This window comes from Helicobacter sp. 23-1044 (assembly GCF_053654695.1).
Window position 1 is genome coordinate 71,065 of the sequence record NZ_JBSIUQ010000008.1, and the last position, 15,653, is coordinate 86,717.

Consider the following 15,653-nt stretch of genomic DNA (forward strand, 5'->3'; position numbering starts at 1 on the left):
CAAATTATGCTAAAATCACGCTTTTTTTAATTCCAAACGGAGCGATTTCAATGGCATTTTTTAAAGACGCATTTTTTGTCAAACATTTCGTGCTAATCTTTGTGCTAAATAGCATTTTTATCGCACTAGCGCAGTTTAGCAACTTGCCAAAACTCTTTGACGCGCATTGGTGGCATTGCCTAGCTTACCGCGAAGCGATGCTATTTTGCACTTATTTTTTGGCGTTTTGCGTGGTTTTTTATTTGCCTTTGGAGCAGATTTTGGGGCGATTTGGTAGAAAAATCAAAATGGCATTTGTCGCGCTTATGAGCCTATCAAGCGTGATTTTGCTAATCATCAATTTATTTTTAGTCCTAAATTTTGGCGGGACGCTAAATTCGCACTTGGTAGGCGTGGCATTGCAAAGCGACCCTAGCGAAGTTAGCGAATTTTTTGGCGAATATTTGAATGCGAAATTTGTAATTTTCTCCGCGTTGATTTTCGCCCTACTTGGCGCGACTTACCGCTATGGCGACAAAGTGGTTTATAAAATCCTAATTGGGGGGGGGCAAAATCAGAGCGTAGATTCGCTTAAATCTACCCAAAAATCACGCAAATCTATCGAATCCAAAAAACCCAAAAATCGCATAAAAATCTTTTGGATAATCTTTGCTATGCTACTAATCGCGCTAATTTTGGTGCATTGTCTGCGTTTGCGTCCGTATAATGAGCGCGAAAGCGATGTGGTTTATGTCGCTACCACTTCGATAAAAGACGCGGTGGATTCGATATTTGGGGCGATGAGAGAGTATGAGCAAATCAACGCGGATTTTGAAAAATACGCCAAAAATATCGCGCACACTCCCGCACCACACGATAAAAAAATCGCAAATATTGTCCTAATCATCGGCGAATCAGCACAGCGCGACAAAATGCAAATCTATGGGCATTATCTGCCAAATACTCCCATTTTTAGCGCGATTCACGCCCAAAAACCGCAAAATTTATTTATTTTTGATGATGTGATAAGTTCGCAGGTTACGACATTTGAGTCGCTCTCCCAAGTGCTAACTTTCGCAAATCAGGACAATTTAGACAAAAAGTGGTTTGAGTATCTAAATGTAATTGACGCGATGAGGCTAGGAGGCTATAAAACCGCTGTGATAAGCAATCAAGAGCGATTTAGTCTGTGGAGCAAGGCGACTACGACTATTTTTTCTCGCGCTGATAGGTTGCTGTGGAGTGCGGATAGTGTGGCGGGGAAACGGCTAGATAGTATGGGGTTTGATGGGGAGATTTTGCCGATTTTGGATAATTTGCTTGGCAATTTGTCTTTGGGTATGCAATCCGCTAATACACAAGGACTTTTTCTCACTATCCACCTAATGGGCTCTCATGTGGGCTACGCAAATCGCTATCCAAAGGATTTTGAGCGATTCGCCCCGCGCGACATAAAAGACAATCCGCACATAGACAACTTATCAAACGCTCAAAAATCCCGTGCCAAAGCGGATTTAGCGCAATATGCAAATAGCATTTTATACACGGATTTTGTGGTAGGCGAGATTATCAAGCGTTTTGCGGATAGCGATAGCATTGTGATTTATATCAGCGACCACGCAAGTGATGTGTGGGACACGGGCGTTGGCTCACTCCGTGTGGATAGTAAAATCACGCGTTTTATGGTGGAAGTGCCATTTGTCGTGTTTGTAAGCGATGAGTTTAAAGTCCGCCACCCTGAGCTTTATGCGCGAATCGCGCAATCTACGCAAAAACCTTTTATGATAGATGATTTGATTCACGCGCTAATTGACATTGCGGGATTTCAAATCGATGGCTATGAATCTAGCCGAAGTATTTTTAGTGATGATTTTAATGCGAATCGTGCGCGAATGCTAGGCACAAAAGCAAATCAAAATTATGAAAATCTGCGGTAGATTCTGCGAAAAATTTGCTTGTTTGATGAGATTCTGCAAAAAAATAAATAGATTCTGCGGGTTTTTGTCATTCTCGTGCGAGTGTAACGAACAAAGAATTTCTTTTTAGATTCTGCGAATTTGCGTTAGATTCTGCATTTTTAGTTTCATTCGCAGAATCTGATGCGCTGTTTTCTGTCATTGCGAGATTTTGCGTAGCAAAATCGTGGCAATCTATTTTGTCATTCTCGCGCGAAGTCGAAGCACGAAGTAAAGAATCTCTTTTTAGATTCTGCGATTTCGTGTTAGATTCTGCGATTTGCTCTTATTTTGCAGAATCTGCGATATTTTCGCCGTTTTTTGGATTAAATTCGCTTGTTTTTTCTCGCAAAAGGGCTGCACCCCGCTCCCGCTCCCCCCGACTATTTAATTGTGTCCCCAAAAGCTGCCGCTTTTCGCTTTTAGGGGGAGAGCCTCGCTTTTCCGCTTCTAGCAAAAAATCGGCGGTTGCACTACTGCAACCTTGAATCCGATTTTTTGCACCACGAAGCGGGCGAGATTAAGGGTGCTTCGCACGATAATTTTACAGATTCTGCGTTCGCAGAATCTAAAATGGATTGCCACGACTTGACAAAGTCAAGTCTCGCAATGACGGATTTTTTAGATTCTACATTTAAAACAATTCTAGTATTTGCGGTGGAGGTTTTGTGGTTTTTTAGGATTTTTGGGAGCGAAGCTAGACTTGCGGTCTGTGAGCCTCCCAAAAATCCTAAAATCCGCGAAAAATGCACCCAAAACAAGGCGAAGCCGAAGTTTCTTCAGTAAAGACGAATTGCACCCCTATCTCTCTTGCTTCAAATACCCCTCATCTATCAACGCTTCGATGACTTTTTTCGCAAGTGGGGCTGCCGTTTGTGAAGCATAGTAGCTACTATCCTTTGCGCCAAATACCACCACGCCGATGGTGTAATTTGCCTTTTTATCTTTGGCAAAGCCAAAAAATGAGCCTATATATTCGCTGCCATAGCGTCCGTTTGTGGCGATTCGCGCAGTCCCTGTTTTGCCGCCGATGATTACCCCCTCTACATTTGCGACTTTGGCAGTCCCTTTTTGTACGGTTTTAATCAGCACTTTTTGCAAGGCATCGGCACTATATTTGCCTAAAATGTGGATTTTCTCGCCACTTTTATTTTTATCGATGATTTTATTATTTGTATCAATTATGTAATCCATCAAATACGGATTTACTAAATGCCCCCCGTTTGCAAACGCCGAATACGCGCGCAGCATTTGCATAAATGTCGCTCTCATCGCATATCCATAGCTCACACTCCCTTTGTAAATATGCGAATTTAGCGTCTTTGCATTTGGGATAATGCCCGTTTTCTCATAGGGCAAGTCGATTTCAGTAGGGAGCGAAAAGCCAAACGCCACAAGCGCGTTGTGATAGCTTTGCGCGTTTAGTCGCTGTGCCATTTGCACCATACCGATATTGCTTGATTGAACGATGATATTCTCCGCGCTTGCGTATTTCTGCGGGTGTGAATCGCGAATCGTATATCGCCCAAATTTATATGTGCCATTGTGGAGATTAAAAATCTCATTTGGTTTGATTAGATTTTTTTCTAGTAAGATTGAGTAAATCACAGGCTTCATAATGCTACCGGGCTCAAAGCTTTGCTCTATAAAGCTTGGATTTAGATTTGCGTATTCGCTTTGTTTGATGCGTTTGGGATTGAAGCGATTCGAACTTGCTAGGGATAAAATCGCCCCGCTTGTCGAATCCATAATGCCAATTATGATTTCACTTGCGCTAATTGTCTTTGTGCCTTCATCGATTATATTTTCGATTTTTTTCTGTAATTTTAGCGGGATAGTTAGCACCACGCTTTTGCCGTCAATCCGCTGTTTTAAAATCGCATTTTTATCTAAAATAAGATTAAATCCCACATCTCTATTGCCCTTAAAATGCCCATCTTGCTTTGATGAAAGCGCGTATTCATAATATCGCTCAACGCCTTTTACGCCCTTTGGCTTGGTGATGCCATCGCCTTCGATTTTGTTTGTGTAGCCTAAAATTGGCTCGCTTAAATCTTTGTAAAGATACTCGCGCGCCTCCCCGCTAATCTCAATGCTAAGCCCTGCTTTGGGGTAGATTCTGCCGTTATATTCATACGAGCGAAACACACCGGCGCGGAGCAACTTTTTATTTAGTTGCTTTAAATTTAGCGCGACTTTTGGGCTTAGCTTATATGAAAGCGTGATATGTCCGCTGCCACGCAGTTTTTCTCTCAAATACTGCTCGTCTATCCCGCTGTAAATGCTAAAAAGGCGGATAAAAAAGTCCATTTTATTTGGGTCGATACTTTTTTTAATCACGCTAACTTTATATAAATTTTTGCTACTTGCTAGGCTAAATCCATCTTTGCTATAAATGCTCCCACGCTCGGATAGCTCTTTTTGCGAGATTTCTAATGTCGGCATTTTGCGCGGGGTGGTGATGTTGTAATATAAAACCGCGACAAATAAAATTAGGCACAATGCGATTGAAAAATAAAGGATTATAATGCCGTTTGTGCGCGAGTTACGCTCGATTTGCTGTGCTTTCTCGTGCTCTTTTTTGTATTTCTGCCCTACCTCAAAGTCATCATCAAAATTTATATTAAAATCTACATCATCATAATTTTGCATATTTTTTGTATTGCGCTAAATCTAAACTTGCGTTCGCAGAATCTCTTTATACGCGTTTATTGCCTTGTTGCGGACTTCTAGCATTGTTTTCATACTCATTTCTGCCCGCCCGATTGCGATTGCCGCTTGGTGCAAATCTTTGATTTGCCCACTTGCGACATCTGCTAATGCCTGCTCGCTAGTTTTTTGCTCTTTATTTACTTCTTCAAATGCTTCTTTCATCGAATCCATAAAGCCTTTTAGATTCTGCGATTTTGCGCTTGGCGTGGTTAGTTTCGCAGAATCTAGCGCATTTATATTATTTACCATTATAAAACTCCATTTTTATGCTTGAAATAAAATTATAGCATTATTTGCCATATTTTTTGCACTTTGAAACGCAGCGACATTTGCTTGATAAGCACGCGTTGCCTCAATCAAATCCGCCATCTCTACCACAGGATTCACATTTGGATACGCCACATAGCCGTTTTCATCGGCATCAGGGTGAGAAGGCTCATATTTTAATATCGGCTCTTTGTCATCGCGCACAATTTTATCTACATACACGCTCATAATGCTAGGTTTTGGCTCTTTATCCCAAACGCCTTCATTCAATGGGTCTTCGTATTTTAGCAAATTATTGTTCTCACCAAGCTGTTTATTTAGCTCTTTGTTGAAATCAAATGCCTTCAAAATCACTTCTCTGCGCCGATATGCGCCACCTTCATCGGTGCGCGTGGAGTTTGCATTTGCGATATTTGATGAGATGACATTTATGCGAAATCTCTGCGCACTCAAACCATATCCGCTAATATCAAAGCTACTTAAAAATGCCATTTTTTGCTCCAAATCTAAATATTTTTGCCTGAATCTATCGCGTAGGCATAAATGCCTTTGTGCTTCTTACTTGCGTTGATAAGGGCATTATACATTACTGAGTTTTTCCCCATTTCACTACTCTCCACATCTAAATCTACGCTATTGCCATCATTTCGCGCCAAATGCCCATCTCTCCAAAAAATCGTAGGGCGATTTTTATCGCCATCGATGGGCGATAAATGCCCCGTATGCGTTTGTGCCAAAGGCAAAGTTTTGTTTGGCTCGTTTTTAAAAATGCGATTCGCCTCTTTTGTAAGATATTCCTCAAAGGCAATGTCCTGCGGACGATAAAAGGGCGTAGCGACATTTGCCAAGTTACTCGCAATCAAATCTTGTCGCAACGAGCGATAATCAAGTGCCTTATGGACGATACCGTAAACCTTGCTAATTTCCATAGTAAAATCCTTTTTGGAAAAATTCTAAAAATTTAATAATTAAATAAGCAAGATTTGTTCCAAATGTGTTTAGATTCTGCGAATTTTGTGTGATTTTGCGTGCAGATTCTGCGAATTGCAGAATCTGCCCTAATTTCGCAGAATCTAGCGCGATTTTCACCCCTTTGCTTTGCTGACGATTTTTATGATATTTTCCGCCACTTCCCCCGCTAACTCCAAATGCGAGGTAAATCCAACGCACGAGCAGTTTATCTCGCCAAGAATGTATTTATCCGCGCCATTTTCATCCGTATCCAAAATAAAGTCCGCCGTCCAAATGAGCGGCAAATCATAATTGCCAAGTTTTTGGCGAATATTTGGCAGTTCGCCTAAAAACATATCCACCAAATTTTGCCACTGCGAAGGACTATCATAGCGATATTTCGCCCCGCTAAAAAGTGTCGCAGAGAAGGCATCCGCGCCCTCCGCCGGTTTTTTATGCACGACATTTACAGGTTTATCATAAAGCATCAAAAGGCGGATTTCGCCCTCTTTAATGCGGGGGAGAAATGTCATATCCACTAGCATTCCATTATCGCCGATGATATACTGCTCACAAAAGTCCATAAACTCGCCTAACTCGCGGTGCTCGCTGTGATTATCCTTTGCTTCGGTGCATTTGATTTTGGTATTTAGTGGCAGAGATTCTGCGCTAGATTCTGCGCCTTCCACGCAAACACGCCAAATTCCCTCTCCCGTCGAACCTCTATTTTGCTTTAAAACTCGCTCGCCTTTTGCGAGAGTTTTGGGGAAAGTTTCCTTAAAAGTTTTGATATCATAATACGCATAAGTGTCCTGTGGCACGAGATTTGTCCCTGCTAGTTTTGTCAGCGCATCTTTCGCCCCATATCCTATCATCGCATCAGGATGTGGCATCCCAATCAATCCATCCGCGCAAAGTTGCCTAAGCATCGCAAAATATTCATTTTCCTCTTTCAAATTGCCCGGATTTATGCGCGAAATATAACCATCGAAATTTTCCCTAACGCGCTTATAAATCTCATCTTTTTTCGCAACTTCAAAGAAAATCACCTCTGCATTCCACCCGCGCTCTTTTAGCGCATCCACCATCGGCATCGTATCTTTTCGATAACCATCCGCACCTTTATCGCTCCCGCCACGCACTTCAAAAAACACGACATTTTTTTTCATCTTTTTTCCTTTGTTTTGAAATTAAAAAGTGCGTGATTGTAGCATAAAGTAGCAAAATTTATGTTTATTTTTGTTTAAAGATTCATAAGATTCAAAGTGCAATTTTTATGATTTTGTCAAATTCTTTAAAAATATCGCCGTTTATGTTTATAAGAAAATCTTTGTCATCAAAAATAATGACTACTATTTCATCGTCAAATGCGATAATGACGCCTTTATTATTTATGCTAAAATTTGGTTTTATTTCATCGTCTTGCTCGTAATCATAGATGATTGCGCTATTTCCATATTCTGAGACGCTAATGCCTTTTTGTTTGCAATAGCAATAAAATCCATAAGTTAGCAAATCTCTTGCGCCGACTTGATTGTAACTAGCTCGTGTTTTATTTAGTAAAATCACTTGCTCGTTAGTTTCACAAAAATAGATTCTACGCGTTTTTTGAAAAGTTTGCTTATTTTCTACCAAAAATTCAAATAATCCCTTTTGCTTGATTAAAAGTTGTTCCCACCATTTTCGGCTAGAAATATCCGCGCTATTTACAATATCTTGCAAAATCTCAGCCAAATTTGCCTTGTTAGATTTAATGATTTCATCAAGTAATTTTTTGAAATATGGCATTTTATCGCTATTATTTTTGCCACTTAAAAGCCAATTCCACGCTTCTCTATCGCGGTAAATCTCACCACAATAATTGCCATAAAAATAATTTGTAGTTGAAAATCCAAAATCCCCCACGCTTAAAAATGCTCGTTGAAAGAGTGGCAAAAAGCCATTATTTTGCACTTTATCTTTTTGAATCTCATCAAAAATTTGCATTGTTAGATTCGCATATTTGTTAAATCTATCAAAATTTGGATTTGATTTTGGATTGTTATAATTCAAAATGCCTTCCTCGCTAGTTTCATTTAATATTTCGTTAGATTTTTCATAATTACGCCACGATTGATATTTGAATTTTTCATCGCTAAAATCTAGCAAGTAGTCCACCCAACCTCTTAAAATATTGTGATTGCTCGTAGTATTTAGAATCTCCTCCCATTTGTCGCCACCTTTGCGACTTTGCAAAATCAGCTTTGCTTTGCGCACTTCTAGCGCGTAAATATTTGAATGAAAGCTATGTGTGGGATTTTGTGCCAAAAATTCATAAATATTTTTATATCCTTTTGATAGCGTTTTAAAAAGATTAAAAAATGCAATAATGTGTTCATCGGGCTTATCTAACCTATGATTTTCTATCAAATGCTTACAAACACGCAAATAATCCTCCAAAGATTGTGTGTTTATATTTTTATCATTGTTAGATTCTAGCACGAAAAACAATGCCGAAAAAAAGTAGCAAATCTCAATATATCCAAGCGAATCTTTGGCATTTTTAAATGAAGTAAAATCACTAAATTTGTCAAATCCACTTCGCTTAAAAACTTCGCTATAATCTTTATATAAATCCACAAGCCTATCAAGCAATGTCATATTTTCCACATTTTGCAAAGGTTTATAAAAATCATCAATGGCGTGATTTGCAAAATCTATCATTTCTTTAATCTCGCCACTTTTTACCTTGCCTTGCAATAGCATAAAAAACACATTTGCATAATGCAAAAACACGATTCCACGCTTATCAAAAGCTTCAAAATTAGAATCTACAAAAAACATATCCGCCCATTTATTATCAATATTTGCCAAAAGTGTGTGCGAATCTGCGATTTGCGAATCTTGCTCAATATATGCTTTGAGATTTTCATAGCGCGTGAGTTGTTTGCCTCGCGCATTCATTTTTATGTAGAGTTCCTCGCCTAGCGCAAACTCACCCATATCAAAGGCATAAAAAGTGATATTATTTAGATTCTTAATAAGCACATCTAAATTTGTCTTATTATCTAGTCTTGCATAAATCAAATCAAGCATATTTAGCATTGCTTTAATAGTCGGGTCGCTTCTAAGATTTTCCTCTTTTTCAAACTCGCCACCTTTATCAATGATTGCTTTGCTTGGATTTGCGTTTAAATCAAAATCTTTTTTTAGCAAATTTTTGCAAAATTTTTTAGAAGATTCACGCACGGCATAAGAAAAATTTGCTAATTCTTTGGCGATAGATTCTAACCTCCCCGCCTTTTTGTAAAGATAAAAATGCAAAAGCCATAAAGTTGTGATTCGTTGCTGTCCATCTATTAGGATAAATTTTTCGCCCTCTTTGTAGCCGTAAATAAAATCAATATGCAATGATTTTTCTTGTTTGCTATTATTTAGCACGGCAAAAATTGCGTCTAAAAATTCATTTGCGATATTTTCTTGGGATTTGCGTCCTTGTGCATAGTCTCGTTGAAGCATTGGCACTTCGACATTATATTTACCTAAAAAATCTTTTAGATTTATGGCTGTATTCATTTTGCACCCCTTGCAAATCTATGTAGCAAGTCTTTTAAACATTGCAAATACGCTTCTCTATCGCTTTTGTTAAAAGTGTGTTTGTGGCTTGAATCTAAATTACCCAAAGATTTATCAAAGACTTTTTGTGTCAAAATAGGGATTAGTTTGTCCTCTTTGCCTAATTGCTCTATTTTCTCACGCTTTTTGCTAAAAATAAGATTGCCTAATTTGGCATTAGAATCTTTATCTAATAAGCTAAGATTCCCTATATTATGCAATGAATCGCTATTTTTAAAATCTTCATCAATATCCTTAAGCAATTTTTCTAACTTTTTCTTATTTATCGCATTAGATTCTAGTGTGGCTACAAATGCGCTTATTTCTTTTTTTAACTCTTTGTTTTCAATGTAGCCTTGCGTTTCTTTTAGCCATTCTTTTAGTGCATTTTTATCATTTTGTTTGATTGTATCTTTTATGCTTTGTGAATTTTGCGCATAAATATGCTCCAAACTCCACCGCTCCAACGCAAATCGATTAAACTCAAAATATTTATTGCTTGATTCATCGCTAATTACATATTGCAAATTTGCAAGCAAAAGCAAGGCGTGAATCTCGCGTTTATCATTATTTCTATAATCCAATTCATCGATTATGGCAATAGATTCACGCATTTTTTCACAGATTTTTTCAAAGAGGATTTTAGCAAACGCTTCTTTACTTTTGCCACATTCCCTCCACCACGCATAGATTTTTGAGATTTTTTCATTATTTTGCGTTAGAAATCCAATATAGTGAAAAATCTCTCTATCGATTTGATTTGTGCCCTTAGAAGCAAATCCTTGAAAATTATCAATGCAAGATTCTAGCTCCTCCCATTTAGAATCTAACTTTTGATTTTTGTAAAATTCATCAAAAAATTCAAAGAGTTTATTTTCTTTGAGTGGCGAACTGATTGCCTTTAAATATGCTTTAATGCGCGAAATATCATCGCTTAGTGTATATGGTTTCACATTTGGCATAATGTCATTTTCGCTGATATTTGATAGCACACAATAGCGAAAATCTCGCTCCTGCCTTAAATCAATCTCTGCTTTATACCACACTTGCGCCCGTTCTTTTATGTCATCGCTATCTAAATTCTCATTTTTGCTTAAAAATAATGCTTTGATATTTTCTGCTTCTTGCAATGGAATTTTGCCAATATTTAGTCGGCGAAAAACTGCACTTTCACTCTCACTTTTTGCAATCTCATACCATAGCACCTTGCAATTATTTAGCAAAGTGGCTAAAAATGCGTCTTTGTTGATTTTGCTATTACTAAAAAATTCTTTGATAGTTTTATATGCTTCATAAAAATGATAAAAGTCAATATTTGTGGCTTTATCTTTGCTTTTAGATTGAATATTTTGCAAAAACTCTCTTGAATCTTGATGCGCTTCTTGCCTTGTCTCATAACTAATATCAAATAAATGTCCCTCGCTTAAAAACTTCACAATCAAAAATATAGTCGTAAGTCGTTGTTGCCCGTCAATGACATTATATTGTTTGTCTTTTTGCTTGACAACTATGGGTTGCAAACAATAAAAACTATCTTTTTGCTCCGCATTTGCAAAATCCCAAATGTCCTCCAAAAGCGCACCAACCTCTCTATCTCCCCACCGATACCCTCGCTGATAGCTTGGGATAAAGAACTTATGATTTTTTAGCTCATTTATGCTTTTTGGCTGATTATTTTGGGACATTTGCAAACTTCCTATAAAACTAATATGCGGTTTATTTTTGCAACTTCGTTTATAGCGATTCGCACCCTAACACCCGCTCATCGCTTCGCTTTGGGCGTGGGTGATAAGCGGGTCGATGACAGAATCCAAATTGCCAGAGAGCATAATCTCTTCTAAACTATACAAAGTAAGGTTAATTCTATGGTCGGTTAGGCGGTTTTGCGGGTAGTTGTAAGTGCGGATTCGCTCACTCCTATCGCCACTACCGACTTGCTCTTTGCGGTTTGCGCCCTCTGCTTTTGCTTTGTTTTCTAACTCCATTTCATAGATTCGCGCTTTTAAAATCTTTAATGCTTTGTCTTTGTTTTTATGCTGGGATTTTTCATCTTGCATAGAGACGGAAATCCCTGTGGGGATATGCGTTACGCGCACCGCTGAATCGGTGGTATTGACACTTTGTCCGCCGTGCCCACCACTGCGGAATACATCGATTTTTAAGTCATTTGGGTTGATATTCACCTCCACATCATCGACTTCGGGCATTATGGCAATCGTTACGGCGGAGGTGTGGATACGCCCTTGAGATTCTGTCTCGGGGACGCGTTGCACGCGATGAGTCCCGCCCTCAAATTTAAGCCTGCCATACACGCCATCGCCTTTAATCAGCGCGATGACTTCTTTGTAGCCACCGACATTATTTTCGCTTGAACTTATAATTTCGACTTTCCATTTGCGTAAATCAGCGTAGCGACAATACGCCTTAAACAAGTCGCCCACGAAGATTCCCGCTTCATCGCCTCCCGTGCCTGCGCGGATTTCTAAAAATACATTTTTATTGCCATTGGGGTCTTTGGGGATTAGCAGGATTTTGATTTGGGATTCTAATTGCTCTTTTGTGCTTTCTAGTGATTTTAGCTCATCTTTGGCGAGTTCGCCTAGCTCTTTGTCATCTAGCAGTGCCTTATTTTCGTCAATTTGGTGCAGAATCTCAATGTATTTTTTCGCAGATTCTGCGACTTCTTGCAAGTCGCTTTGCTCTTTTGAGAGTTTGCCAAGCAATTTTGCATCATTAAAAACTTCGCTTTTTACGAGCTCCAAGCTAATTTCATCATATCGCTTGATAAGTGGCAGAAGTTTATCTGTCATCAAAACTTACGCTTTTGCTAGTTTTTTTACTTTTTCATTCAACCTTGATACTTTTCGTGCCGCCGTATTTTTGCTTAAAATGCCCTTGCTTACGAAGCTATGGATATTTTTATTTGCGATTTTTAGTGCCTCTTGCGCTTTTGCCACATCGCTTGATTCAACCGCCTCATTTACCGCGCGAGTTATATTTTTGATTCGCGTGCGGTAGTATTTGTTTCGCTCGGTGCGCTTTAAAGTCTGCCTAATGCGTTTTTCCGCTGATTTATGATTTGCCATTTCAATCCTTTAAGTTTAAAATAAAAGTGCGAATTATGCCATAATTTTTTTAAAAAAAATTTAAATCACCAAATCGCCTTTATAAACGAAACTACAAAATTTCGCTTATTTTCGCCAATATTTTTCAAATCCACATACCCCGCGCCAATCTCCAAATGCTCAAAAATTATCACAGACGCTAACGCCGACAACTCTTCATAATCGCCCCCAGCGTATAAAATATCGACTTTGAAATTCTTATGTCTTGCGCCCGTGAAAACATAATACACGCTTTGATTTGCGCCAAAATACTCGCCCCCAGCGTAATAATTGCTAGGTGCAATCACACTCCCATAAAAGCGCGAAGAATCGCCATATTGCGTCAAAACTCCCACGCCATTATTAAAAGTCTTGTAATACCCCGCGCCAAAGTAAAACCAATCATATCCAAACTTTTGGTCTATCCAAAGCAAGTGCCCTAGCAAATCCGCGCCCTTTAAGTCATCTAAAAATATGTATTGAAACACAGAAACGGAGTGAAACTTGCGCTCATCGCCAAATGCGGCACTTGCCTTTAACCCCATCGCGCCAAAATTATTTGTCACAAAATATGAATATAAGTCAGTTTTGAAATATTTCGCATAGAAAAAGTCCGCGCCAAAGGCGATTAGATGCTCATCGCGTTTATTGTCGATATTTGACTTATGGCGTCTATAATCCCACAGCGCGTTCATTTGCCCGCTTATCTCTCGATTATTTTTTCTAAATTGCAAGTTTTGCTCAAATGAATACAAAAACCACAATCGCATAAAATCCGTAGCATTCACCGCGACTGAAAGCCCTTCGTTGTGTCCGCTAAACCACTCGTATTTGATATTGTTCGTATCATATCGCCCAAGCGCGATTTGCACCACAGGGTGCGTGTATGAAAAATACAAGTCGCTAAGCGTTATATATGCCTTGTATGCGTCATTTGCCTTTGCAACTTTTGGGTAGTTTTGATTATAAATTGAGTATGCGCTCCAAGCGCCAATGCCAAGCGTTATGCCGATATCCCAGCTCGCGTCAAACCCCACACTCGCGCTTAATCCAGCGTAGGATTTTGGCGGTTTATCCATTTGCATTTGCCACGAAATCCCCGCGTGTCCCCACACATCGATTTCATTTCGCCCAAACAGCGCAGAAGTCAGCAATAAAATACATAGAAGTTTTTTCATAGTCACCTAAATTTTTGGATTTTTGAAATTTTAGCATAAAATATTTTTGATATTTCGGCAAAATCTAAATTTTTGTAAATCTTTTGCGATAATCACACGCCTTGCAAAATGGCTCTAAAATGCGATTCTTGCGAAATCCATTAAGCATTTTTTGTGCCTTTTGGCTTTTAAGTGCCGAATCTAGCGTGGTATCATTGATATTGCCAAGCGATAAAACGCCTTGTGAATCCATACAGCAGGGCACAATTTCGCCGTTTGATAAAATGCCGATGTGAGATTTTAGCGCAAGGCAAGTGCCTTTTATGGCAAATTCGTTTTGTGGCGATTCGTTAGTTTTCCCATTTCTTGCGGAGGTTGAATCAACTTGTTCCCCCTCCCTTGCGGAGGGGGATAAAGGGGGTGGGTTTTGATTGTGAATATTATCGGGTTTTACCCACCCCCTAGCCCCCTCCGCAAGGGAGGGGGGATTTTTTAAATCGCTCCATTCAAAAACGCTTCTAAAATCAATGATAACCCTTTCGCCCAATTTCACGCGCGAATCGCAGATTTGCGAATCATCTAAATATTGCCCCAAATTTCTTGCGTCAAATTCGCGCTCCAAAAATGCCACCAAATCCCTATTTCGCGCCCTTTTTTGCACTCGCAGATTTACAAAGATTTGTGATTTAATCGCCTTTTTATACTTGCAAAACTCCACGATTCGCGCCAAAAGCAACTCCAAAAGCAACTCTTTGTTTTTTAGCTCCATTAGCGCGTCTAGCGAAAAATTAACCTGCTTTATGGGCGCATTTAGTAGCAAATCAAAATTTGTTAGATTCGCAAGATTTACGCCACTTGTGGTAATTTCGACTTTTAGATTCGCGCTTTTTGCCACCGCCAAATAATAGCTCAAATTTTCCACACAAAGCGGGTCGCCCAAAATATGAAGTGCGATTAGATTCGTATAGTGCGCAGATTCGGCTACTGCTTTTTTAAAAAGCTCCAAATCCATCACACCACGAATCCCCTTTGGCACGGGACAAAACGAGCATTTTAGCCCACAAATATCGCTAATTTCAATGTAAATCTTTTTCATTTGCGATATTTTAGCTAGAATCCGCGTGAAATTTTAATAAATTTAAGGGCGCAAAATGCGAGAAATTTTCAAGCCATTTTTTAGCAAATATTTCGGTAAATACTTACTTGTGGGTGTGGCAAATACGATTTTTGGCTTTGGCGTGATTTTTGCGCTAATGTTTTGCGAGGCAATGCCTGAAATTGCGAACTTTTTGGGATATATTTGCGGGATAATTTTGTCATATTTTTTAAATAAAAATTTCACATTTGAGAGCAAAAACTCCCACCGCCACGACTTTTGGCGATTTTGCGTTGCGATGGGCGGGGCATATTTGATAAATCTAATCGCGCTAATCATTGCACACCGCGCATTTTTCATCGACAAATACACCGCCCAAATCATCGCAGGGATTGCCTATACACTCAGCGGATATGTTTTGAATAAATTTTTTGTATTTAGGTGATTTTGAATGCGAATTTTTGTCTTTTACCACCCCACTCGCCATTCAAATCCGCCGCCGTTTGAGATTCCTTTGTCGCCAAATCCGCCAAAATACTGCACTCCAAACTCCATATCGAAGTTTTGCGCTTCCAAAAGATATGAAATTCCTGCGTTTGTGTAACCTAAAATTTTGTCGCTATCTAGGGCGAAATCGAAGTTTTCGCTCCGCACTAAAACCTTGCTTTTGGCGAGTTTTGGGGCGAGATTGAACTTCGCCCCTGCGCCAAAGTTTATCCCAAATCCGCCAAAATAATTTGCGTAAGAAATCCCCAAATCGCCGTAGATTAGGTTAAAAAGCGCGTTTTGATAAATCGCAGAATCTGCTTTGATTTCCTTTGATTTTAGTGCTTTGTAG

General features: G+C 39.2%; 17 protein-coding genes. 2 read left to right on the forward strand and 15 right to left on the reverse strand.

The window, feature by feature from the left end:
• Positions 1-50 precede the first annotated feature (50 nt).
• Complete coding sequence (locus tag ACWIUD_RS07925) at positions 51-1,916, forward strand: phosphoethanolamine transferase (protein WP_454148312.1); 1,866 nt, start codon at positions 51-53, stop codon at positions 1,914-1,916.
• Positions 1,917-2,220: 304 nt separating this feature from the next.
• On the opposite strand, the gene ACWIUD_RS07930 is transcribed toward ACWIUD_RS07925, so the two are convergent.
• From ACWIUD_RS07930 to ACWIUD_RS07995, 14 genes are all read right to left on the reverse strand, one after another.
• Positions 2,221-2,391 (reverse strand): hypothetical protein, encoded by a 171-nt coding sequence (locus ACWIUD_RS07930; RefSeq protein WP_454148313.1) that lies wholly within the window; start codon positions 2,389-2,391, stop codon positions 2,221-2,223.
• 16 nt (positions 2,392-2,407) lie between these two features.
• Positions 2,408-2,695, reverse strand: a complete 288-nt coding sequence (locus ACWIUD_RS07935; RefSeq protein WP_454148315.1) for a hypothetical protein — start codon at positions 2,693-2,695, stop codon at positions 2,408-2,410.
• Between the two features lie 40 nt (positions 2,696-2,735).
• Positions 2,736-4,586 carry a peptidoglycan D,D-transpeptidase FtsI family protein gene (locus tag ACWIUD_RS07940; protein ID WP_454148317.1) on the reverse strand — a complete coding sequence of 617 codons (1,851 nt, stop codon included), beginning with the start codon at positions 4,584-4,586 and terminating at the stop codon, positions 2,736-2,738.
• Between the two features lie 21 nt (positions 4,587-4,607).
• Positions 4,608-4,895, reverse strand: a complete 288-nt coding sequence (fliE, locus tag ACWIUD_RS07945) for a flagellar hook-basal body complex protein FliE (protein WP_454134408.1) — start codon at positions 4,893-4,895, stop codon at positions 4,608-4,610.
• Between the two features lie 15 nt (positions 4,896-4,910).
• Entirely contained in the window at positions 4,911-5,405 is a 495-nt protein-coding gene (gene flgC / locus ACWIUD_RS07950) for a flagellar basal body rod protein FlgC (protein WP_454148319.1), read from the reverse strand.
• Positions 5,406-5,419: 14 nt separating this feature from the next.
• Complete coding sequence (gene flgB, locus ACWIUD_RS07955) at positions 5,420-5,842, reverse strand: flagellar basal body rod protein FlgB (RefSeq protein ID WP_454148321.1); 423 nt, start codon at positions 5,840-5,842, stop codon at positions 5,420-5,422.
• Positions 5,832-6,002 (reverse strand): hypothetical protein, encoded by a 171-nt coding sequence (locus ACWIUD_RS07960; protein WP_454148323.1) that lies wholly within the window; start codon positions 6,000-6,002, stop codon positions 5,832-5,834. Before ACWIUD_RS07960 ends, flgB begins: the two co-directional genes overlap by 11 nt.
• The gene (locus ACWIUD_RS07965; RefSeq protein ID WP_454148325.1) at positions 5,999-7,033 is read right to left on the reverse strand and encodes a Cj0069 family protein; all 1,035 of its coding nucleotides are present in this window, start codon (positions 7,031-7,033) and stop codon (positions 5,999-6,001) included. Before ACWIUD_RS07965 ends, ACWIUD_RS07960 begins: the two co-directional genes overlap by 4 nt.
• A 91-nt stretch (positions 7,034-7,124) precedes the next feature.
• On the reverse strand, positions 7,125-9,419 hold the full coding sequence (locus tag ACWIUD_RS07970) for a DUF262 domain-containing protein (RefSeq protein ID WP_454148327.1): 2,295 nt from the start codon (positions 9,417-9,419) through the stop codon (positions 7,125-7,127).
• A complete protein-coding gene (locus tag ACWIUD_RS07975; protein ID WP_454148329.1) occupies positions 9,416-11,143 on the reverse strand; it encodes a DUF262 domain-containing protein in 1,728 nt (575 codons plus the stop codon). Before ACWIUD_RS07975 ends, ACWIUD_RS07970 begins: the two co-directional genes overlap by 4 nt.
• Before the next feature lie 66 nt (positions 11,144-11,209).
• Positions 11,210-12,268, reverse strand: coding sequence for a peptide chain release factor 1 (prfA, locus tag ACWIUD_RS07980; RefSeq protein ID WP_454148331.1), 1,059 nt, complete (start codon positions 12,266-12,268; stop codon positions 11,210-11,212).
• 6 nt (positions 12,269-12,274) lie between these two features.
• Entirely contained in the window at positions 12,275-12,544 is a 270-nt protein-coding gene (gene rpsT / locus ACWIUD_RS07985; RefSeq protein WP_454134418.1) for a 30S ribosomal protein S20, read from the reverse strand.
• Between the two features lie 65 nt (positions 12,545-12,609).
• Positions 12,610-13,740: an outer membrane family protein gene (locus ACWIUD_RS07990; RefSeq protein ID WP_454148333.1), complete on the reverse strand. Its 1,131-nt coding sequence runs from the start codon at positions 13,738-13,740 to the stop codon at positions 12,610-12,612.
• 64 nt (positions 13,741-13,804) lie between these two features.
• Positions 13,805-14,815, reverse strand: a complete 1,011-nt coding sequence (locus ACWIUD_RS07995; protein ID WP_454148335.1) for a radical SAM/SPASM domain-containing protein — start codon at positions 14,813-14,815, stop codon at positions 13,805-13,807.
• A 55-nt stretch (positions 14,816-14,870) separates the two neighbouring features.
• Between ACWIUD_RS07995 and ACWIUD_RS08000 the strand changes: the two genes are divergently transcribed.
• Positions 14,871-15,260, forward strand: coding sequence for a GtrA family protein (locus ACWIUD_RS08000; protein WP_454148337.1), 390 nt, complete (start codon positions 14,871-14,873; stop codon positions 15,258-15,260).
• Positions 15,261-15,283: 23 nt separating this feature from the next.
• Here ACWIUD_RS08000 and ACWIUD_RS08005 read toward each other — a convergent pair.
• On the reverse strand, positions 15,284-15,653 hold a 370-nt coding region (locus ACWIUD_RS08005), incomplete at its 5' end, for a hypothetical protein (protein WP_454148339.1).